This window comes from Mucilaginibacter sp. PAMC 26640, from assembly GCA_001596135.1.
In the GTDB taxonomy this organism is placed as follows: domain Bacteria; phylum Bacteroidota; class Bacteroidia; order Sphingobacteriales; family Sphingobacteriaceae; genus Mucilaginibacter.
On the sequence record CP014773.1, the window covers coordinates 2,431,587 to 2,452,315 of the forward strand.

Sequence of the window (20,729 nt, forward strand, 5' to 3'; positions counted from 1 at the left end):
AGGTCTATTTAATGACCCTTTGTTTAACGGCACATGACTTAAAACCTATCAATATATGCCGACGCAACATTTACAACAATAGAGCAACCAAGGCTCTCCAGTCGTAATAGTAATTGTTTTTGCGACCGGTATGCAATCATTTCGCCTGTTAGCCCTTTTAATGGTCCTGCTTTGATTACTATCTTTTCCCCCGGTTGCAAATTTTCTTCTGTTATTTCAAGGTCAAGTGCGCTTGCCATCAACAACTTTAGGTCTTCAATTTGTCTGTTGGGCATAGAAGTTATCCGGCCCGAAAAGTAGATAAATCGTGCAATACCGTTGGTCATTAAAACACCAGCTTGTTCGTTATCAGCAATGCGTACAAAAATGTACGACTTTATAAGCGGCTCTTCCACCCATTTTTTTCTGTCGCTCCATTGTTTCAGACGTTTTTGAAGAGGCAGGTAGGCCTCAATCCCTTTGCTTGTTAAATTCGCGTAGGCTTTTTTTTCAGCACGCGGAAGGGTACATACGGGATACCATTTAAGCTGCCCGGTATCAGTGTTTAAAACCATAGCGATTAAAACTATTTAAAGAAACGCTTTATGTCCCACCACCGTTTTTTTTCATCATCGGTATAATAGCCTGATGATGCATAGCCGCCACTATAATCAGAGTAATAGTAGTAGCCTGAACTGTAATCACCCGTAAACTTTGTTGTGTAATATCTCGAATGCAATAAATCTTCAGCAAATGCATTCAAAACAATTACTGTGTTATTCAGCTGGTATTCCTGCGCTATCCGCTGCGGAACGGTTGCCGAATAATATTTGGATTTACCGGCACGGATCACAAAGATGTTAATATCGCTCATCCTTATCAACGGAATGGCATCAGATACTAACCCTATCGGCGCCGTATCTATCATTATAATATCGTAACGTAAACCGAGTTCGGCAATCAGGTCTTTCATCCTATCGGTATGCAATAGCTCTGAAGGGTTTGGTGGTACAGGGCCGGATACAATGAAATCAAGGTTGCCCTGTTGCTTTGAATGCAAGATAATTTCATCAAGCGAGGTTTGATGGGCCAGGTAACTGCTTAAACCATTATCATTAGGCACGTTAAAAGTCTTATGCAATTTAGACCTGCGTAAATCGGCACCTATCAGGATAACTTTCTTATCTATCAGGGATAATGTACTGGAAAGATTCACTGCCACAAATGATTTTCCTTCGCCGGCAACTTCAGACGTGATACAAATAATTTTACTTTGTTTTTCAGACGCTATAAAATTTAAATTGGTACGCACAGATCGAACAGACTCCGCGAATATTGATTTTGGCTTGCTGACCGCTAAAATCTGATTATTATCTTCATCTATCTTATCCGGAAACTTTCTTATCACACCAATTATTGGAATAGTGGTAAGGCTTTCTATGGTTTCCTTATCGTAGATATATGGGTTCAAAACCCTGATCAATATGATAAGACCCAAGCCTACGGCAATGCCAAAAATCATTGCAGAGCGGTGTACATCATGTTCATTTGGGGCAACAGGCGAGTAGTTTGGCTGTGCCTGCTCTATGATCGTCGCTCCCGGTAATATGCCCGAACGGGTAATTTGCGACTCCAGTTTTTTCTCCGACAAGAATGAGTATACTTTTTCATTGATCTCGAAATCACGGCGCAGACTAATCAAATCACGATCAGCCACCGGGAACACGGAGATCTGGGAATTGATTTGCCCCAGTTGTGTTCCTAAATAATCCAGGTTTCTTTTAATGGTTGTATAGGAAGAATTTAAGCTTATTAAAGCTGAATTTTTTATTTGCAGAATGTTTTTATTGATATCCTGAATGGGCTGAGATTCGTACTTATAGGTTTTTAACAATTCGGTACGCTGAGAAATTAATCCGTCTAGCCGTGTAATCATAGCTGGTAATGCACCTTCTATTTGCCCGCTTCCAGCGTCAAAGTTAAGATTGACGTTATTTTTTTCCTTAATGATCTTTTCCTTTACATCATCGATGGCTAAAAGTTGCAGTTTTAATATTGCCTGCTGTGATTCCAGTTCTTTGGCCTTACCTAATGCGGTTTCAGCAGCCGAACTTACTTCCATCAGCCGGTTTTTTTGCCTGAAATTCTGTATGGATTTTTCTGAATTCTTTACCTCTCCCGACAGGTATTTTAATTGTTGATCAATGAAATTGATCATTTGAGTAGCTGATTGCGTTTTACGACTCCTATCGTAAATCAAATACTCGTTCATCACTGCATTTAAAATATCCGCAGCAAATTGGGGATTTGCATCTGTCATTTGCAAGGCAAGCACATTCGAATTTTTTACTGTTTCACCCGCCCGTAGTCCGCCGCGCACTCTACCCACAAAATCCTCGGCGGTGTTAAACCTGAAAAGTATAACCGCTTTTTTATTGATCCCGTAAGGATAGCGAATTACGAAGCTGGTTGGCCCCAAGGTAACAGGGCTGTTATAACTGTAATTGTTTGAAATATCTTTATCGCCTGCCTTGTAGCTTAGGTTGAAAGTTTTATTGTTTATCGGTTTGTAGGCCACCATTTCGCGGAAAAAGTTCAGACTGTCGAACTGTACTTTTTCAATTATAAGCGGTTTTTGGGGATATAGTTCAGTTGTACGCACACGTCCCTCTACAAAAAAACTTATATCATAATTTAAATCTTTTATAGCGTTAAGCACAACCGTATGGCTCGTCATTACCGATGTTTCACTTTGGATCCTCGACGGCCCGCGTTCTGATGTGTTTAATACGTTGGAAAGGTCTCCGATCTCTGATTTTTTTTCCTCTAGTTTTAATACGCCGCTGGTAGCATAAGTTTTTGGCGTGTACCATAAAAAGACGTATGACCAGATTACAAAAACTGATAATGAACCAGCCACCCAATACCATCTGCTGATGAGTATTTTAGCTATTTTAAAATAGTCAATCTCCTGGTGAGGTAGTTTCTTTTTTAGATTTTCCGTTTCTTCCATTTACTACCGGGTAAGCGTAATAATGATCAATGCGGTGTTAAGTAAAATCAACGCAGGTTGAATCAATGAAGTTAAATTTGAAAGTTTATCATTACGAACCGCCCGTTTGTTTTGGGAAACATAAATAACGTCTCCGTTTTGCAGTATCGATCTCGGGTCTGATATCGAGTTAATGTCGCTCAAATCGATCAGAGCTACCGTTTTATATTGTCCGGCTCCGCGAATAATCTTAATATTTTTTTCGTTCGCCGTAGTCATCAGCCCGCCTGCCTGTCCAAGCATTTCAACTAAAGTTGTATTTTCCTTCAATATAGGATAATTGCCCTGGGCGGCAACTTCACCAAAAATAGTAACCTTCAGGTTGGTGATCCTGATATCCAAAATTGGGTTTTTTAGGAGGTCTTTGCGGTAAAGTTCTTCAATTTTTCTGGTGGCCTCTATTCGCGTCAGGCCGCTTACCGCTATCCGGCCTATCACCGGCAAAGCAACTGTTCCATCCTCTTCTACCTCAAATGTTTGTCCGGCAGATGCGTTTCCGCTAGCCGATGTGTTTGTTGGCACATCGTCTACTATATATTTAATATTTTGCAGGTTTTTTATCTGCAAAATATCCCTGGGCTGGATATGATAGGTGCTTTGCACCGGGAAAGTATTTTTTAAAACGCTATCGTTTGCGGCATTAACATTTGTTTTATTTTCAAACAGCACATGACTTTGCTTGTAAGAACATGAAGTGAGAAAAATTAGCGTGGCAACTATAAAAATAGAATAAATAAAGCGCATAATAAAAGCTGCTATCGTTTCGATCTAATTACAAAGCGGAGCCAAAAATACATATTTTACGTATAAATAAGTGTATTTTTCCGCCGTGAATAATTTAAAGATATCTATCATAACCGTTTCATATAACGCGGGCGTTACAATAGAAAGGTGTATACGATCTGTGATTGAACAAAGTTATAATAATATACAATATATTATTATTGATGGCGCTTCCGGCGATGATACGATGGGTATTGTAGCTAAATATAGCCAGTACATTGATGTTGTTGTTTCTGAAACTGATCATGGGATTTATGATGCAATGAATAAAGGTATAAGACTGGCTAAAGGCGATGTGGTAGGCATGCTCAATGCAGACGATACTTTTACGGATGCAAACGCCGTAACTGATATTGCAGCTGCATTTACCGGAAACAAAACAGATATCCTATATGCCGATTTAAACTATTTGAAACAAAATGGAATCGTTTTCCGTAAATGGGTGTCAGGCGAATATAAACACGGCATGTTCAATAAAGGGTGGATGCCGCCTCATCCAACCTTTTATTGCAAAAGAGAAATTTTTAAAGAGTTTGGAAATTACAGCCTCCAATATGGTACCGCTGCTGATTATGAGTTAATGCTAAGATTTATCCACGTGCATAAAATGCAGGTTTTTTATCTGAACAGGGTACTTGTTAACATGTACACTGGCGGTGTTAGTAACAATAGTTACAGGGGGCGTGCCAAAGTATTATTTTTGGATTTTATAGCTATGCGAAAAAATAAAATAAAATATCCGGTTATCGCATTATTTCTAAAGCGTTTAACTAAAATTAAACAGTTTTTTTGATTGTTGTAAATATATTATATTGCATAAACATATATGAGTGTCCCCTTCACTTTACTATAAATGTCAGAATATTTAAACACCTATTTCATTTACTATATTTTTATAGTAGCTTTTTCCGTATTTATCACATCGCTTTCCATCCCATCCATTTTGCACGTTGCCCGCACGCGGCACCTTTATGATGATGTAGGCCATTTCCGTAAGCAGCATGATCATGGTATACCAAGGCTGGGCGGCGTGGCCATTTTTGCCAGTTTTAATATTACTATGCTGCTGTTTAGTATGGTTGATAAAAGCCTTCCGGTGAGTTACTTGCTCACATCGAGTATAATTCTATTTGCTATGGGGCTAAAAGATGATCTTTCCGGCGTAAACTCAAGCACCAAATTTCTCATCCAGTTCTTTGTGGCAGCTATACTGGTATTACTCGGCAATATCAGACTGACCAGTATGTATGGCGTGTTTGGTATTTACGATATCAGTTATGTCCTGAGTTCGGTCATTTCTATTTTGTTTATCATGCTGGTTGTAAATGCCTTTAATCTTATCGACGGGATAGACGGATTAGCAGGTACAACCTGTATTGTTGTGAATGGCTCTTTTACAGTACTCTTTGTTTCTATTAAACAATATGAACTTGCCGCTATATCATTAACCATCGTAGGCGCTGTAATTGGATTTTTACGCTATAATCTTACTCCTGCCAAAATATTTATGGGCGATACCGGGTCCCTTCTTATCGGCCTTATCTCGGCTGTTATGGCGGTGAACTTTATAGAGGTAAATAAGTTTAGCAGTCACAATATTCCCGGTGTTTTTTCTGCACCTGCGCTAACGTTTGCAATTCTTATAGGGCCAATATTTGATACTTTAAGAATATTTATCCTGCGAATCTTTAAAGGTGTTTCGCCATTTACAGCGGATAGGAACCACATCCATCACCGGGTTTTGCGCCTTGGCTTCAATCATATGCAAACAACGCTTATATTGGCTACTCTTAACATTTTAACAATTGTTATGGTGTTGCTTTTTAGCGCGTTGGGTAACTTTGCATTAATAGGTATTATTTTAGGGAATTCTTTGCTTTTCAACTGGGCAACAACTTTTTGTTTACGCTCTAAAGAGCGGGAAAGCTATAATTTGCGTAACCTGTTTGCCTAGAACGGTAATAAAAAAATCTCCACGTTTTATTTAGTTAATTTTGCAGCCTTAAATTGTAAACAATGAGGATAGCAATAAATGGCTTTGGGCGTATAGGCCGTATTTTTTTACGTACGATTCTCACAAGGCAAAATATAGATGTGGTAGCCATAAATGATCTGGCAGATACCCCAACCCTCGCGCATCTCTTCAAATACGATTCGGTACACAGGGGGTTTAAAGGCTCGGTAAGCAGTCAGCACGATGGGCTGTTGATCGATCAAAAACTTATAAAAACCTTCCAGGAAAAAGATCCGGCTAACCTTCCCTGGGCCGACCTTGATATTGACCTGGTGGTTGAATCAACCGGTAAATTTATAAGCAGGGAAGGTGCTGCCAAGCACCTCGCCGCCGGAGCAAAGCAAGTTATTATTTCGGCGCCACCCGCAGATAAAACAGTACCCACTGTAGTTTTAGGGGTGAATGATGGTTCTGTTGACCTTAAATCTTCAATACTGTCAAATGCTTCCTGCACCACAAACAATGTTGCTGCCATGGTAAAAATATTGGATGACAACTGGGGTATTACCGACGGTTATATAACCACCGTACACTCCATGACTGGCGACCAAAATTTGCACGATGCCCCGCATAAAGATTTGCGCCGGGCAAGGGCGGCGTCTGCATCTATCATTCCTACAACCACCGGTGCCGCAAAAGCCATAACCGCTATATTTCCTCATTTAACTGGGCATTTGGGAGGGGCAGGTATTCGTGTGCCTGTACTAAATGGTTCATTAACAGATTTTACCTGCAGCCTTAAAAAAATGCCCACCGTAGAAGAGATCAACGCGGCGTTTAAAGCAGCCGCTGATGGGCCGATGAAAAATATTTTGGAGTATACCGAAGACCCCATTGTATCAACCGATATATTGGATAATCCGCACAGTTGTATCTTTGATGCCCAGCTAACCTCCATTGTGGGTGGGCTTGTGAAAGTAGTGGGGTGGTATGATAACGAGATGGGATACTCCAGCCGACTGGCAGATCTGGTTGAAAAAATTAATCTTATGCCACAATGATCAAATTTATATCTGCGGATGATGTACTGCCTATTCGCAACGAGGTTTTGCGCGAAGGTAAATTAACGCCTCACGAATGCCGGTTTCCTAATGATGATGCCGACACCTCTTTTCATTTAGGGTATTACATCAATAATAACCTTGTATGTATCGCCTCTTTTCATCCTGTGGAATACAAGGATTTTAAAGGTAATGCTTACCAGTTGAGGGGTATGGCAACAACCGAAGAATATAGGGGTAAAGGGTATGGAAATATGCTGGTTAACTTTGCCATCACCTACTTGCGTGGCCAAAAAGTGAATTACCTTTGGTGTAATGCCCGTAAAAAGGCAGTGCCATTTTATTTAGGTACTGGTTTCGAGATCGTTTCGCCGGAGTTTGATGTGCCGGGAATAGGCCCGCATTATATTATGTATGTTAAAATAACTTGAAGTTTTAACCACAAACAAACACCTTTTTAACTTTTACGTTGACGATTAAAATAAATTTGTTCAATTTGGCCCCCCATTCATCAATCATACAAAAAATATGAAAACAATCGATCTGATTACCTTCAACGGTAAAAAAGCTCTTATCCGGGTAGACTTCAATGTCCCATTGGATAAAGATTACAATATTACCGATGATAACCGTATGACTGCGGCTTTGCCTACCATAAAAAAGATATTAAAGGATGGGGGTGCCGTTATATTGATGTCGCATTTAGGCAGACCTAAAAATGGGCCAACCGAAGAGTTTTCGTTAAAACATATTGTGCCCCATCTGGCCGATCTTTTAGGGCAGGAAGTACAGTTTGCTGATGATTGTATAGGTGAGCAGGCAGTTGAAAAAGCTAAAGCACTGGGCCAAGGCGAGGTTTTATTATTAGAGAACCTGCGTTTTTATAAAGAAGAAGAAAAAGGTGATAAGGATTTTGCAGAAAAGTTATCAAAATTGGGTGATATATATGTAAACGATGCATTTGGAACCGCTCACCGCGCCCATGCTTCTACAGCAGTTATCGCACAATTCTTCCCTGATGCGAAGTTCTTTGGCTATTTGATGGCAGCTGAATTAACCAACGCAGAGAAAATTCTGAATGGTGCCGCTAAACCATTTACTGCTATCATGGGTGGATCCAAAGTATCTGACAAGATAGAGCTGATCGAGAAATTGCTGGATAAAGTAGATAACCTGATCATTGGCGGCGGTATGGCATATACTTTTGCTAAGGCTGATGGCGGGAATATCGGTACATCATTGGTAGAAGCCGACAAGCTCGAACTGGCACTTAGCCTGGTGAAAAAAGCAAAAGAAAAAGGTGTAAACCTGTTGTTGCCGGTAGATAACGTTACAGCCGATGATTTCTCAAATGATGCCAATACAGGTGTAGCCAAAACGGGTCAGATTCCTGATGGCTGGATGGGACTGGATATTGGCCCTGAAACGGTAAAGATCTTTAGTAAAGTAGTAGAGGAGTCAAAAACCATTCTATGGAACGGGCCAATGGGCGTGTTTGAGATGGAAAAATTCCTGATCGGTACCAAAGCAATTGCTGAGGCAGTTGCAAAAGCAACGGATAACGGCGCATTTTCACTTATCGGCGGTGGCGATTCAGCAGCAGCTGTAGCCAAGTTTGATATGGTAGACGATGTGAGCTATGTATCTACAGGCGGCGGCGCTTTGTTAGAATATATGGAAGGAAAGGAATTACCGGGCGTTAAGGCAATAAACGAATAAGGAATACTTTATTTAAAAATAAAAGAGGCAACCTGAAATGGTTGCTTTTTTTATTTACTTCGTATTTAACACAAAACCAAAACCTCTTATTGCGCCTATGCCACTGTGGGATTGTTAGGCGTTTAGGTTAACTATCACAATTACCAATAATCCGCTTATTTATATGATCGTAAAAACAGTCTTACTGGAAAACGACTTTTTAACCTACCTGCTGTATTCCGCATCTAAAAATGTTAAAAGCAAAGCAAATCGGCGTAGATCATGGCTGGTTATTTCGGCTGCGTTCTTTATCCTGGGTTTTCTATTTAGAGATCAGAATGGATTCTACGCATACTACTTCGCGATCGCCGGTATTATAAGCCTCATTTTTTATCCCTTCTATCAGCGTTATGCATACAAAAAGCATTACACGAAATTTTTGGCAGACAAAATACAGTATCGGGTAGGAAAAGAGTGTATCATAAATTTCGGCAACGAACTCATCAAAACAAAAGATGATGTTGTTGAGAGCGTTATCAGATCCAGCGAGGTGGCCCAGATAAACGAAATAGGCACACATTATTTTATCCGGTTAAAGGGCGGTGATGCTATAATAGTTCCTAAACAAACTACAGATATCCGGTCATTTATCATTGATCTGCTCGGCATTTTCCAAAACCCGGAAATTGAAGTAACTACGGAGTTAGATTGGCGGTGGAAGTAAGTGATTCGATTAAAGAGCAGGCCGAATTGGGTATGGCACTAAGCAAATTTAAAATCAGGTTACGTGCTTTCCGGCAATGCATTTTTCTGACTCATCCAACGAAAGGAAAAACCTAATATTTACCTTATACCTTGATTTTGTATATTTAGGGGCATTTTGTAATGGTTTCCAAACCCTGATATCACCATGATCAATATAAATTCAAAGGGTACTGCACAGCATACTTATGATGCTATCGTTATTGGCTCCGGAATTAGCGGTGGCTGGGCTGCTAAAGAGTTATGCGACCAAGGCATGAAAACGCTGGTGCTGGAGCGGGGCCGTGATGTTAGGCATTTGAAAGACTATCCAACGGCTACTAAAAACCCGTGGGATTTTCCGCACCACGGCCGCTTGCCTTTGCATGTAAAAGGCGAAAACCCTATCGCGGATAAATGCTATGCCTTTACCGAAGCAACGGAGCATTTTTTTGTAAAAGACAAGGAGCATCCCTATGTTCAAAAGAAACCTTTTGACTGGATTAGGGGGTACCAGGTTGGCGGTAAATCTTTACTTTGGGCGCGCCAAACCCAGCGTTGGAGTAAATTCGATTTTGAAGGCCCTGCAAGGGATGGTTTTGCGGTAGACTGGCCCATCCGGTATGATGACATTGCACCCTGGTATAGCCACGTAGAACGTTTTGCAGGGATTGCCGGTAATAAAGACGGACTTGAAACCCTGCCGGATGGCGAGTTTTTGCCACCCTGGGAAATGAACGTAGTTGAGAAATCTATTCGTGACAGGATAATGGCCGCTTATAAGGATCGGGACGTAGTTATTGGCCGTTGCGCCCATTTAACCCAGCCTAAGGAAATTCATTTGCAGCAGGGCAGGGGCCAATGCCAGGCACGCAGTCTGTGCGATAGAGGTTGCCCGTTCGGGGGATATTTTAGTTCCAACTCATCAACCCTGCCATGGGCCGCTAGAACGGGTAATCTTACCCTTCGTCCGCATTCGGTTGTCCACTCCATTATTTACGATGAGCAGTTGGGCAAAGCTACTGGCGTAAGGGTGATAGATGACCAAACAAAAGCGGCCACGGAGTATTTCGCTAAAATTATATTTGTTAACGCAGCCACTTTAAATTCCAATCTCATTCTCCTCAATTCTACCTCGGCACGGTTTCCGGATGGTTTGGGGAACGACAGCGGTTTGCTGGGTAAGTACGTGGCGTTTCATAATTATCGCGGATCTATCACCGCGGGTATGGAGGGTTACAAAGATAGATACTACTATGGCCGGAGACCAACGGCCGTGATGATGCCTAATTTTAGGAATGTATACAAGCAGGAAACAGATTTTTTACGCGGCTACATGACCTTTTATACGGCAAGCCGGGCCGGTTGGGGCCATGCTGCAGAAGGTGACCAGTTGGGTGCGCAATACAAAGAATCCATTAGTGAACCCGGTGATTGGAGCATTTACATGATGATGCAGGGAGAAACTATTCCTAAGGCAACAAACCGGGTAAGTTTAAGTAAGGAACAAAAGGATGAATGGGGGATACCGCAGCTAACCTTTGATGTTGCTTATGATGATAACGATGAAAAAGTGCTAAATGATTTTTTACAGCAAGGAGCCGAAATGCTGGAAAAAGCAGGTTGTAAGAACATCAGTACAAATGATAGTAAACAAGCCCCCGGCTTGGATATCCACGAGGTAGGCGGCGTACGCATGGGGAAAGATCCTAAAACCTCACTATTAAACAGGTACAATCAATTGCATAGTTGCCCCAATGTATTTGTTACAGATGGTGCTTGTATGACCTCTACCGGTACGCAAAATCCGTCGCTAACATTTATGGCCTTAACAGCGAGGGCAGCTAACTTCGCGGTTGAAGCGTTGAAGAAAGGGATGATTTAAATTGACTAATACTATTAACTCTTTACCAATAACCTTTTTTTGAAGATCTTATTAAAACAAGATTGATGTAGATTAAAGAGTGCCCATGATTTGCCCTCAATTTCGTAACATATTTATATCAGCCTCTAATTTTAGAGGCTTTTTTATTTTTATACGTACTTTTAAAGCGTTAATTAATCAGCCCTATGAAAAAAACGCTGGCCATAGCCTTCTGTATCCTGATCACTGCTTTAAGTTCTTTCGCGCAAAATGATGCTGCGTATATTAAAGATAATTACACCAAGTATGAGTATGAGGTGCCCTTACGCGATGGTAAAAAGCTCTTCACATCGGTATATGTTCCCAAAGATCAATCTAAAAAATACCCAATTATGATGGATCGTACGCCTTACAGCGTTGGTCCGTATGGGGTGGATAAATATAAAGGTAGCCTAGGTCCGTCATCACAGTTTGTGCACGATGGTTATATTTTTGTGTACCAGGACGTGCGTGGCCGTTTCATGAGTGAGGGAATTTATGAAGAAATGACCCCGGAACTGGAAGTGCATAAAACCAATAAAGACGTAGACGAAGGCACCGATACTTATGATACGATAGACTGGTTGCTTAAAAACCTGCCAAATAACAATGGTAAAGTTGGTGTTTGGGGTATTTCTTATCCTGGCTTTTACACAACTACGGCTTTATTAAGCCGCCATCCAGCTTTGGTTGCAGCTTCTCCGCAGGCACCAATTGCTGATTTGTGGCGCGATGACGCTTTTCATAACGGCGCCTTTTTCCTGGTGGCCAACTTTGGTTTCTACCCGGGTTTCACTAACAGGCAGGATGATAAGCCTACCCAGCGCAGAGGCGGCCGGTTTGACCCCGGTACCAGCGATGGCTACAAATTCTTTTTGGATATGGGGTCAATGAAAAACACCAACGATAAGTATTACAAGGATACGATCCGTTTGTGGAACGAAATGCTGGCACATCCCAACTATGATCAGCATTGGAAAGACCGTAATGTACTCCCGCACCTGCACGATATCAAAACTGCGGTGTTGGTAACCGGCGGCTGGTACGATGCGGAGGACCTTTACGGAGCTATTAATACTTATAAAACCCTCGCTCAGAAAAATCCTGCTACACCAGTTTATTTTGCCATGGGCCCATGGGTACATGGCGGTTGGGCGCGTGGTAATGGCGACCATTTGGGTGACGTGAGTTTTGGCGGCCCCACCGCGCCATATTATCGCGAAAAACTAGAGTTTGCGTTTTTTAGCCATTACTTAAAAGGCACTCCATTAGATATCCCTAAAGTTTCTACCTTTCAAACAGGCGTAAACGAGTGGAAAAGTTATAAAACCTGGCCGCCAAAGGAGGCTGAGGAAAAGAATTTGTATTTACAGCCAGGCGGCAAGCTTTCTTTCAGCGCACCAAGCAGTGTAAAGGAGGATTATAAAGAATACATATCAGATCCGATGAACCCGGTGCCGTTTATAGATGGTACCGACTTTGATATGAAACGCGAATACATGACCGCCGACCAGCGCTTTGCTGAAAAGCGACCTGATGTATTAACCTACAAAACCGACGTGCTGGAGAAAGATGTCACCATAGCCGGAAATATTTGGGCCAACCTGAAATTCAGTACCACCGGTACGGATGCCGATTTGGTAGTAAAAGTGCTGGATGTATATCCCGATACGGCTAGTAACAACCAGTTCACGGGCAAAGATGTAAAGATGGGTGGTTATGAACAGATGGTACGCAGCGAGCCGATCCGTGGAAAGTTCCGCAACAGCTTTGAAAAACCGGAGCCTTTTGTGCCCGGCAAGGTCACCCCGGTGAATTTTGAACTGCAGGATGTGCTGCACACCTTCAAGAAAGGCCACCGCATCATGATCCAGATCCAAAGCACCTGGTTCCCGCTGATCGACAGGAACACCCAGCAATTCCAGGATATTATGAAAGCAAAGGACACCGATTTTAAAAAGGAAACCCACCGTATTTATAGTTCAAAAGCGCATCCCAGCTATTTAAAAGTGAGGGTAATGTAAGGAGATAGGTACTATCTAATATTTTATCAGCGTAATTATGCCAACCACTAATCATCTCCAGCTCAATGCCATACAGCACATCGGTATCCCGGTAACAGATTTTACCGCATCGCAAGCCTTTTATGAGCGACTTGGCTTTGCCAACGTTATGCAGGCAGGCTTTGGTCCGGAAGAGGAGCGGGGCATTTGTGTAATGATGAAGCGCGACCGCATGGTGATAGAACTTTACCAGCTACCGGAGGCTGAACTGGCCGGGATCCGCAGCCGGAGCAACGGCCATATAGATCATGTGGCTTTTGACGTGTCTGATATCGACGCCGCTTATGCTATCATTAAAGAAGCAGGCTTTAACATATTAGAACCTGAACCCGTGTTTCTCCAATTTTGGGAACGGGGCTGCAAGTACTTTAACATTACCGGGCCGGATGGTGAGCGGTTGGAGTTTAATCAGATCCTCTAAATAATTTCAACTATCGTTTTTACCAATTTCCGCGTACGTATTAGGTTGTTTTTTTATAGTGTTTTTGTTTTTCGCAAACAAGGTTGCCACCCCTAAACGGCCCGAACAGGCCCGAACAAGCCCGAACAGTTTACCTTTTCACTTGGTTGCAGGCATTTTCCGCCATTGTTGGTGTTTTCACCAACAACCATCACGACGTTCAACGCATGCAAAGTTTGTAAGTTTTTCAGCCTTTGTTGGTGTTTTCATCAACAACCATTTCCGCCGTTGTTGGTGTTTTCACCAACAACCATCAGGACGGTCAACGCATGCAAAGTTTTTTCCGCCGTTGTTGGTGTTTTCACCAACAACTATCAGGACGGTCACGGCTTGCAAAGTTTGTAAGCATTTCCGCCGCTAATAGTGTTTTCACCAACAACCTTTATGACAGTTAACGCATGCAAGTTTATATGCCTTGGTGGTTTATTTTAAAACGCCATCAAAAGCACAAATAGCAAAGCGCCTTTTCTACTCCATCACCACCGTTTTATTTTGGTATACAAATACCCGGTCATCAAATACCAGCTTTAGTGCTTTAGCCAAAACGGCTGTTTCGATCTCCTTGCCGGCTTTTACCATATCTGATACGGTGAGCGAATGGTCTGCCGGGATGATCTGCTGGGCAATGATGGGGCCTTCGTCCAGAGCATCGGTTACAAAGTGCGCGGTGGCGCCTATCAGCTTTACACCGCGTTCGTGCGCTTGCCGGTAGGGATTAGCACCGGCAAACGCAGGAAGAAACGAGTGATGGATATTGATGATCTTCAACCGGGCTCTGCTCACAAAACCTGCCGAGAGGATGCGCATGAATTTAGCCAGTACCAGGTAGTCATATTCGTGCGCCGAAATCGCTTTGGTAATTGCTGCCTCAAAGTTTTGATTATCGCCCTCGAACGGGATGTAATAGAAGGGAATTTCAAAGCGGGTGCAGATATCCTGCAAAATTGACTGGTTGCCAATAACGCATTGTACCGAAGCGCCAAGTGTTTTGAAATAGTTGCGCACCAGGATATCTGCCAGGCAATGGTACTCTTTTGTTACCAGTACAATGATCTTCTTTTCTGCTTTCGGGTTAATCTTAACTAGGGCACCATCTGGTAATGTGTTGCGCAGGTCGGTTTCCAATTCTTCGGCCCCATCTTCCTTATCCAATTCAAGCCGCATAAAAAACAATTGTTCTCCCTTATCTACATGCTCCTGCATAGAAATTATATTGAACTGCTTTTGGGCAACCAGCCCCGAAATAGCGGCCACCAACCCAATCCGGTCGGCGCATTGTATCACAATTATCATCCTTAAATTATCGGTTTAAAAGTAAATCTAAGTAACTGGCTGCCCCATCCACTCATCAGTTCCGGCCTCTTTATTAAGTAAAGAATAGGAGTTGCCAAGCTTTATTTTAGCCCTCTCTGTAAATAAGTAAGGGCCGTGCAAGGTAAGCGGATTCGGGCTGAGTCAACTCTCCGATTGACAGATGTTTACATTCTGTATGTAATCCTGCCCAGCGTTTTCAAAGCTATAATTATTCAGCATTTTATCTAGCCGGAAAGGCCACAAAAGTGTTGAAAACTTTTTGGTGGGAAAAAGTGTTAAAAAGTGGAGAAAGTCTCTACTTTTACGTTAGAAAAAATGTTAACCAATAAGAATGTCCTATTTAACGGGTGAGTACGAATGTAAACTGGATGCCAAGGGGAGGATGATGATCCCTGCGGGCCTCAAAAAGCAGCTTCCTGAAGCTGACGCTGAGGGTCTTGTGATCAATCGCGGCCTGGAAAACTACCTGGTCATCTACACCAAAAAAGAATGGGACAAAAAGTTGGATGAACTGAGCAAACTTAATGAATATGACCGTAAGGCTATCCAGTTTGTGAGATATTTTACCGCCGGCGCGACGGTTTTGATGCCGGATGGAGCAGGCAGGGTGAATTTGCCCAAGAATTTAACTGAGCATGCAGGTATTGGTACTGATGTAGTACTTACCTGCATGCTGAACAAAATAGAGGTTTGGGACGCTAAAGCGCATAAAGCGATGATTGCGAACGAGCCGGAGAACTTTGCCGAACTGGCCGAAGAAGTTATGGGTAACAAAAGGAGGGAAGCTTAAATGAGTACATACCATACTCCCGTTATGCTGCAGGAATGTATCGAGGCTTTAAACATTAAGCCCGGCGGTACTTATGTAGATGTAACTTTTGGAGGTGGGGGCCACTCCCGCGAAATTATGAAGCATTTGGGTAAAGACGGGCAGCTGCTTGCATTTGACCAGGATGCCGATGCGCAGCAAAACCTGATAGATGATGAGCGTTTTACTTTCATCGATCAAAACTTTCGTTACCTCAAAAACTTTAGTCGCCTGCACGGCGCTATACCGGTTGACGGTATCCTGGCAGATCTGGGGGTATCCAGCTACCAGTTTGACCAGGCCGAACGCGGTTTTTCTATCCGTTTTGATGCAGAGTTGGATATGCGAATGAATCAATCTTCGGACCTGAGTGCAAAAGAGGTTGTAAATACATACAGTGAGGCTGACCTGCACCGCATATTTGGCATGTACGGAGAAATTCAAAATGCTAAATCGCTGGCCAATACGATTATTACAGCAAGGCTGAACGGCCCCATTGTTACCGTGGCGGATCTGAAGAATGCGATTAGCAACCGCATCCCGAAAGGAAAAGAAAATAAATACCTGGCGCAGGTTTTTCAGGCGTTGCGGATTGAAGTTAACCAGGAATTGGAAGCCCTGAAAGATTTTTTGAACCAGTCGGCAGATGTGCTGGCAGTAGGTGGCAGGTTGGTGGTGATGTCTTACCATTCGTTGGAAGACAGGCTGGTGAAGAACTTTATTGCCAAAGGTAAATTCAGCGGCGAGGTGGAGAAAGATCTTTACGGTAATGACAATAAACCTTTTGATGCTGTAAGCCGCGGGGCTATCACGGCATCGGCAGAAGAGATAATGAATAATAACAGGGCACGCAGTGCAAAATTAAGGATAGCAGTAAAAAAATGAGCAACCGTTTCCGCGAAGAAATTCTGGAGGATGAAGCTGAAAAAGTGCTTGTTGTTGAGGAAAAGCCAAAGCGCGAACTCCCCAATAACTTTTTTATGCAGTTTTTAAGGCACGGGGTAATCACTACAGATGATGCTACCCGTGCGCTGCCGTTTGTGCTGTACATCGCATTTTTATGTATGCTGTATATTGGCAACAGGCACATATCAGATAATACGATAAGGGACATTGATAAGATAGGGAAAGAGGTAAAAGAACTGAGCTGGGATTATAAAAACACAAAGGCCGAACTGGCATTCAAAAGTACGCTATCGCAAGTGGCGGCAAAAGTTAAGGCCGATTCGATGGATATTAAAATATCAGAACAGCCAGCCCAGCGCATAGTAGTGAAGGAGGACGCACAATGAGTATAAGAACTAATATATTGCTTAGGGTATACCTTGCATTTGGGCTTATCCTCCTGTTTGCAGGAGCGGTGATCTTTCAGTTATGCCGTGTGCAATTTGCGCAGGGCGATAAGTGGAAGGCAATGGCGCGTGAAAAATCTACGCGTTACAAAACCATTGAGGCAGCGCGTGGTAATATTTTTTCTTCTGATGGTAGCCTGCTGGCAACGTCGGTGCCGGAGTATGACCTGCATATGGATATGCTGGCAGGTGGTATTGCAAACGATAAAACGTTTGATGAAAAGATCGATTCGCTATCAATGGCCATGGCTAACTATTTTAAGGATCGCCCGGCCCGCGATTACAACCGTATTTTTCGCGAAGCGCGGAAAGAAGGCACCCGCTACCAGCTAGTTCGCCGTAGGGTTAGCTATAAAATGTTGAAGGACATCAAAAAGTTTCCGGTTTTCAACCTGGGCAAATATAAAGGTGGTTTAATCATCGATCCGTTAAACAAACGAATTCTGCCTTTCCAGTCGCTTGCCGCCCGTACAATTGGCTACAAAAACGAGAATGTAAAAAATCCTGTTGGTTTGGAAGGCGCATATGCTAACTATATTAATGGCGAAAGTGGCAAACGGTTAGAGCAACGTTTAGCCGGTGGCGTTTGGATGCCCGTGAACGAAGAAGAAGATGTGGCACCAAAAGAAGGAGCAGATATCATCTCTACTATTAATATCAATTTCCAGGATATTGCGCAAAGTGCATTGGAAAAACAGTTGGTTACCAGTGATGCCGACCACGGTACCGTTATCCTAATGGAAGTAGCAACCGGAGAAATAAGGGCGGTAGCCAATTATACCCGAATGCCGGATGGTACTTTTAAAGAAAAGTTTAATTATGCTATTGCAGGTAACCAGGATCCCGGGTCTACTTTTAAAGTGGCATCGTACATGGCTTTGCTGGATGATAAAATGATAGATACCAATTACCGGGTGAGTACCGAGAACTACAAAATCCCAGGTAACAGCCACATCATTAAAGATTCGCACGGTAGTATTGGTGTTGTATCTGTTAAGAGGGCCTTTGAAGAATCATCCAATGCTGCGGTTGCCTCACTGGTGAATAAATATTATACCAATAACCAGGCTAAATTTACCGATCACCTGTACAGCTGGCACCTGAATGAAAAATTCGGTCTGCAGATACCGGGCGAGGCGCAGCCGGTAGTTAAAAACCCAAAGAACGCCAGCTGGAATAAGTATATGACTTTGCCGCAAATGGCCTATGGCTACGAAATGCAATTAACGCCGCTCAAAATGCTGTCGTTTTACAACGCCATTGCTAATAACGGTAAGTATATTTCGCCGCTGTTTGTGAAAGAGATCCGCAGATTAGGTAATACGATAGAAACCTTCCAGGCGAAGACGATCAGCGAAAGTATGTGCTCGGCGGTTACCCTGAAGAAAATGCAGGAAATGCTGGAAGGCGTAGTGAGCGAGGGTACCGGTAAAACAAACGTTAAAAGTACCATGTTCAGGATAGCCGGAAAAACCGGTACAGCCCAGGTAGCAGATGGCAGGTCGGGTTATGCTAAAAAGCAATACCAGTCTTCATTTTGCGGTTACTTCCCTGCAGATCATCCTAAGTATTCATTGATCGTGGTAATTAACGATCCTAAAAATGGCTATTATGCGGCTTCAACAGCGGGCCCGGCTTTTAAAGAGATCTGCGAAAAAGTTTATGCCAGCGATGTAGGTATGGCCCGCCAGGCAGTGCATTATGTAGGGAATACTACGTTACCAGAGGCAAAACAAGGCAATGTAAAAGCGCTGAAACAAGTTTATGCTAAACTGGGAGTTAAGCCATTATATGCATCATTAAACAGTGGTATCGACACCAGCAGCGGCATAGCTTATGATGATAATAAAGTAAAAGCGGGCACGGTGCCAAATGTTACCGGAATGGGACTAAGCGATGCCTTATATATATTAGGTAACGCAGGTTACAAAGTGGCGGTACATGGCAGCGGTTCGGTGAATACGCAATCGGTTACCGGTGGTAGTCAAATACCAAAGGGATCTAAAATAACAATAGAACTACAATGAGATATTTGAGCGACATATTGGAAGGCGTAGCCTTTACCGAACTACAGGGAAGTGCGGATGTGGAGATCTCTGCGGTAGTTTTCGATTCGCGCAAGGTAGTGCCGGGATCTTTATTTGTAGCTTTAAAAGGTACTGTTGTAGACGGGCACGATTATATAGACCAGGCCATAAAAGATGGTGCGATAGCCGTAATTTGTGAGGACCTGCCCGCGCATACCGCAACCGAAGTTGACTTTTTAATGGTTAACAACTCTGCTAAAGCACTGGGTACGCTGGCTGCCAATTTTTACGAAAATCCATCATCCAACCTAAAACTGGTTGGGGTTACCGGTACAAACGGAAAAACCACTATCGCAACGCTGCTTTATAAACTGTTTCGTGATATGGGTTATAAATGCGGATTGTTGTCAACTGTAGAGAACCAGGTAGATGGTCGTATTGTGCCTTCCACCCACACTACGCCGGATCCGGTTGCATTGAACGAGTTATTGAGCGAGATGGTGAACGAGGGCTGCGATTACTGCTTTATGGAAGTCAGCTCCCACGCCATATCACAGCACAGGATAGAAGGTTTGAAATTTTCGGGTGGCATTTTCTCCAACTTGACCCATGATCACCTCGACTATCACAAAACGTTCGACAGCTATTTGAAAGCTAAAAAGGCGTTCTTTGATGGTTTGCCAAAAAGTGCGTTTGCCCTAACCAACAGCGACGATAAAAATGGGAGCGTAATGCTGCAAAATACGGCTGCCCATAAAAAAAGCTATGGGTTAAAAAGCATGGCCGACTACCGTGCACGCATCATAGAGAACCAGTTTGGTGGTTTGCTTTTAAATATTGATAACGACGAGGTTTGGTTTAAACTGGTAGGCACCTTTAATGCCTATAATCTGCTTGCGGTTTATGCAGCAGCATTATTGTTGGAGCAGGATCGCTCGAAAGTGCTGGTGAGCCTGAGTAAATTGACCGGTGCAGAAGGCAGGTTTGAATACATTACTGCGCCGAATAAGGTGATCGGTATTGTAGACTACGCCCACACGCCGGATGCTGTTCAGAATGTATTGAGCACTATTCACGATATCCGTAAAGGCAAAGAAAAAGTGATCACCGTTATAGGTTGTGGTGGTGACAGGGACAAAACTAAACGCCCGGTAATGGCTAAAGTAGCCAGTGAATGGAGTGATAAGGTGATCCTCACATCAGACAACCCGCGTACCGAAGACCCAGCCCAGATCATTAAAGATATGGAGGCAGGTATCGACCCGGCATTTAAGCGCCACACGGTAAGTATTGCAGACCGGAGGGAGGCCATTAAAACCGCCTGCATGTTTGCCCAGCCGGGAGATATTATCCTTCTGGCAGGCAAGGGCCATGAGAAATATCAGGATATCAACGGCGTGAAGAACCATTTTGATGATATGGAAGAGTTGCTAACTCAATTCAAAGAAATGAGCTAAGCAATGTTGAATAAAATAGTAATACGATTAATTAACCAATAAACATAAATCTGCATATCTGCGTAATGCAAGTCTGC

Annotated in this window: 18 protein-coding genes; 14 read left to right on the forward strand and 4 right to left on the reverse strand. The window is 42.9% G+C overall.

The features are described from left to right. Positions 1-38 precede the first annotated feature (38 nt). Genes A0256_10605 through A0256_10615 form a run of 3 tightly spaced genes read right to left on the reverse strand, consistent with a single transcriptional unit; the run spans position 39 to position 3,775 of the window. Positions 39-554, reverse strand: a complete 516-nt coding sequence (locus tag A0256_10605; protein ID AMR31840.1) for an antitermination protein NusG — start codon at positions 552-554, stop codon at positions 39-41. Positions 555-565: 11 nt separating this feature from the next. After that, positions 566-2,992 carry a tyrosine protein kinase gene (locus tag A0256_10610; GenBank protein AMR31841.1) on the reverse strand — a complete coding sequence of 809 codons (2,427 nt, stop codon included), beginning with the start codon at positions 2,990-2,992 and terminating at the stop codon, positions 566-568. 3 nt (positions 2,993-2,995) lie between these two features. After that, positions 2,996-3,775 (reverse strand): hypothetical protein, encoded by a 780-nt coding sequence (locus tag A0256_10615; GenBank protein AMR31842.1) that lies wholly within the window; start codon positions 3,773-3,775, stop codon positions 2,996-2,998. Between the two features lie 85 nt (positions 3,776-3,860). Here A0256_10615 and A0256_10620 point away from each other — a divergent pair, with 85 nt between their 5' ends. The 9 genes from A0256_10620 (at position 3,861) to A0256_10660 (ending at position 13,655) form a co-directional block, all read left to right on the forward strand. Further along, positions 3,861-4,607, forward strand: a complete 747-nt coding sequence (locus tag A0256_10620; protein AMR34507.1) for a glycosyltransferase — start codon at positions 3,861-3,863, stop codon at positions 4,605-4,607. Positions 4,608-4,667: 60 nt separating this feature from the next. Continuing rightward, positions 4,668-5,768: an undecaprenyl-phosphate alpha-N-acetylglucosaminyl 1-phosphate transferase gene (locus tag A0256_10625; protein AMR31843.1), complete on the forward strand. Its 1,101-nt coding sequence runs from the start codon at positions 4,668-4,670 to the stop codon at positions 5,766-5,768. A gap of 62 nt (positions 5,769-5,830) precedes the next feature. After that, positions 5,831-6,829: a type I glyceraldehyde-3-phosphate dehydrogenase gene (locus A0256_10630; protein AMR31844.1), complete on the forward strand. Its 999-nt coding sequence runs from the start codon at positions 5,831-5,833 to the stop codon at positions 6,827-6,829. After that, on the forward strand, positions 6,826-7,260 hold the full coding sequence (locus tag A0256_10635) for a GCN5 family acetyltransferase (protein AMR31845.1): 435 nt from the start codon (positions 6,826-6,828) through the stop codon (positions 7,258-7,260). The genes A0256_10630 and A0256_10635 overlap by 4 nt, the downstream gene beginning before the upstream one ends. 97 nt (positions 7,261-7,357) lie before the next feature. Continuing rightward, positions 7,358-8,548, forward strand: coding sequence for a phosphoglycerate kinase (pgk, locus tag A0256_10640; protein ID AMR31846.1), 1,191 nt, complete (start codon positions 7,358-7,360; stop codon positions 8,546-8,548). Between the two features lie 163 nt (positions 8,549-8,711). Beyond that, a complete protein-coding gene (locus A0256_10645) occupies positions 8,712-9,251 on the forward strand; it encodes a hypothetical protein (protein ID AMR31847.1) in 540 nt (179 codons plus the stop codon). A 186-nt stretch (positions 9,252-9,437) separates the two neighbouring features. Continuing rightward, the gene (locus A0256_10650; GenBank protein AMR31848.1) at positions 9,438-11,153 is read left to right on the forward strand and encodes a GMC family oxidoreductase; all 1,716 of its coding nucleotides are present in this window, start codon (positions 9,438-9,440) and stop codon (positions 11,151-11,153) included. A 185-nt stretch (positions 11,154-11,338) separates the two neighbouring features. After that, positions 11,339-13,195, forward strand: a complete 1,857-nt coding sequence (locus A0256_10655) for an X-Pro dipeptidyl-peptidase (protein ID AMR31849.1) — start codon at positions 11,339-11,341, stop codon at positions 13,193-13,195. 37 nt (positions 13,196-13,232) lie between these two features. Continuing rightward, on the forward strand, positions 13,233-13,655 hold the full coding sequence (locus tag A0256_10660; protein ID AMR31850.1) for a hypothetical protein: 423 nt from the start codon (positions 13,233-13,235) through the stop codon (positions 13,653-13,655). Between the two features lie 507 nt (positions 13,656-14,162). Here the strand turns inward: A0256_10660 and A0256_10665 are convergent. Next, on the reverse strand, positions 14,163-14,987 hold the full coding sequence (locus A0256_10665; protein AMR31851.1) for a formyltetrahydrofolate deformylase: 825 nt from the start codon (positions 14,985-14,987) through the stop codon (positions 14,163-14,165). A gap of 352 nt (positions 14,988-15,339) precedes the next feature. Between A0256_10665 and A0256_10670 the strand changes: the two genes are divergently transcribed. From A0256_10670 to A0256_10690, 5 genes are read left to right on the forward strand one after another with little or no spacing between them, the layout of a single operon-like run. Then, positions 15,340-15,798, forward strand: a complete 459-nt coding sequence (locus A0256_10670; GenBank protein ID AMR31852.1) for a division/cell wall cluster transcriptional repressor MraZ — start codon at positions 15,340-15,342, stop codon at positions 15,796-15,798. Continuing rightward, a complete protein-coding gene (locus A0256_10675; GenBank protein ID AMR31853.1) occupies positions 15,799-16,701 on the forward strand; it encodes a 16S rRNA (cytosine(1402)-N(4))-methyltransferase in 903 nt (300 codons plus the stop codon). It abuts the gene before it with no gap. Continuing rightward, a complete protein-coding gene (locus A0256_10680; GenBank protein ID AMR31854.1) occupies positions 16,698-17,108 on the forward strand; it encodes a hypothetical protein in 411 nt (136 codons plus the stop codon). The genes A0256_10675 and A0256_10680 overlap by 4 nt, the downstream gene beginning before the upstream one ends. Next, positions 17,105-19,195, forward strand: a complete 2,091-nt coding sequence (locus A0256_10685; GenBank protein AMR31855.1) for a cell division protein — start codon at positions 17,105-17,107, stop codon at positions 19,193-19,195. Before A0256_10680 ends, A0256_10685 begins: the two co-directional genes overlap by 4 nt. Further along, positions 19,192-20,652 (forward strand): UDP-N-acetylmuramoyl-L-alanyl-D-glutamate--2,6-diaminopimelate ligase, encoded by a 1,461-nt coding sequence (locus A0256_10690; protein AMR31856.1) that lies wholly within the window; start codon positions 19,192-19,194, stop codon positions 20,650-20,652. The genes A0256_10685 and A0256_10690 overlap by 4 nt, the downstream gene beginning before the upstream one ends. Positions 20,653-20,729: the final 77 nt, after the last annotated feature.

Bases quoted from the DNA above. Each gene is read 5' to 3' on its own strand.
- pgk (AMR31846.1), top strand. From the start codon at position 7,358: ATGAAAACAATCGATCTGATTACCTTCAACGGTAAAAAAGCTCTTATC.
- A0256_10645 (AMR31847.1), top strand. From the start codon at position 8,712: ATGATCGTAAAAACAGTCTTACTGGAAAACGACTTTTTAACCTACCTG.
- A0256_10685 (AMR31855.1), top strand. From the start codon at position 17,105: ATGAGTATAAGAACTAATATATTGCTTAGGGTATACCTTGCATTTGGG.
- A0256_10655 (AMR31849.1), top strand. From the start codon at position 11,339: ATGAAAAAAACGCTGGCCATAGCCTTCTGTATCCTGATCACTGCTTTA.
- A0256_10690 (AMR31856.1), top strand. From the start codon at position 19,192: ATGAGATATTTGAGCGACATATTGGAAGGCGTAGCCTTTACCGAACTA.
- A0256_10675 (AMR31853.1), top strand. From the start codon at position 15,799: ATGAGTACATACCATACTCCCGTTATGCTGCAGGAATGTATCGAGGCT.
- A0256_10630 (AMR31844.1), top strand. From the start codon at position 5,831: ATGAGGATAGCAATAAATGGCTTTGGGCGTATAGGCCGTATTTTTTTA.
- A0256_10635 (AMR31845.1), top strand. From the start codon at position 6,826: ATGATCAAATTTATATCTGCGGATGATGTACTGCCTATTCGCAACGAG.
- A0256_10660 (AMR31850.1), top strand. From the start codon at position 13,233: ATGCCAACCACTAATCATCTCCAGCTCAATGCCATACAGCACATCGGT.
- A0256_10625 (AMR31843.1), top strand. From the start codon at position 4,668: ATGTCAGAATATTTAAACACCTATTTCATTTACTATATTTTTATAGTA.
- A0256_10615 (AMR31842.1), bottom strand. From the start codon at position 3,775: ATGCGCTTTATTTATTCTATTTTTATAGTTGCCACGCTAATTTTTCTC.
- A0256_10610 (AMR31841.1), bottom strand. From the start codon at position 2,992: ATGGAAGAAACGGAAAATCTAAAAAAGAAACTACCTCACCAGGAGATT.
- A0256_10650 (AMR31848.1), top strand. From the start codon at position 9,438: ATGATCAATATAAATTCAAAGGGTACTGCACAGCATACTTATGATGCT.
- A0256_10680 (AMR31854.1), top strand. From the start codon at position 16,698: ATGAGCAACCGTTTCCGCGAAGAAATTCTGGAGGATGAAGCTGAAAAA.
- A0256_10670 (AMR31852.1), top strand. From the start codon at position 15,340: ATGTCCTATTTAACGGGTGAGTACGAATGTAAACTGGATGCCAAGGGG.
- A0256_10665 (AMR31851.1), bottom strand. From the start codon at position 14,987: ATGATAATTGTGATACAATGCGCCGACCGGATTGGGTTGGTGGCCGCT.
- A0256_10605 (AMR31840.1), bottom strand. From the start codon at position 554: ATGGTTTTAAACACTGATACCGGGCAGCTTAAATGGTATCCCGTATGT.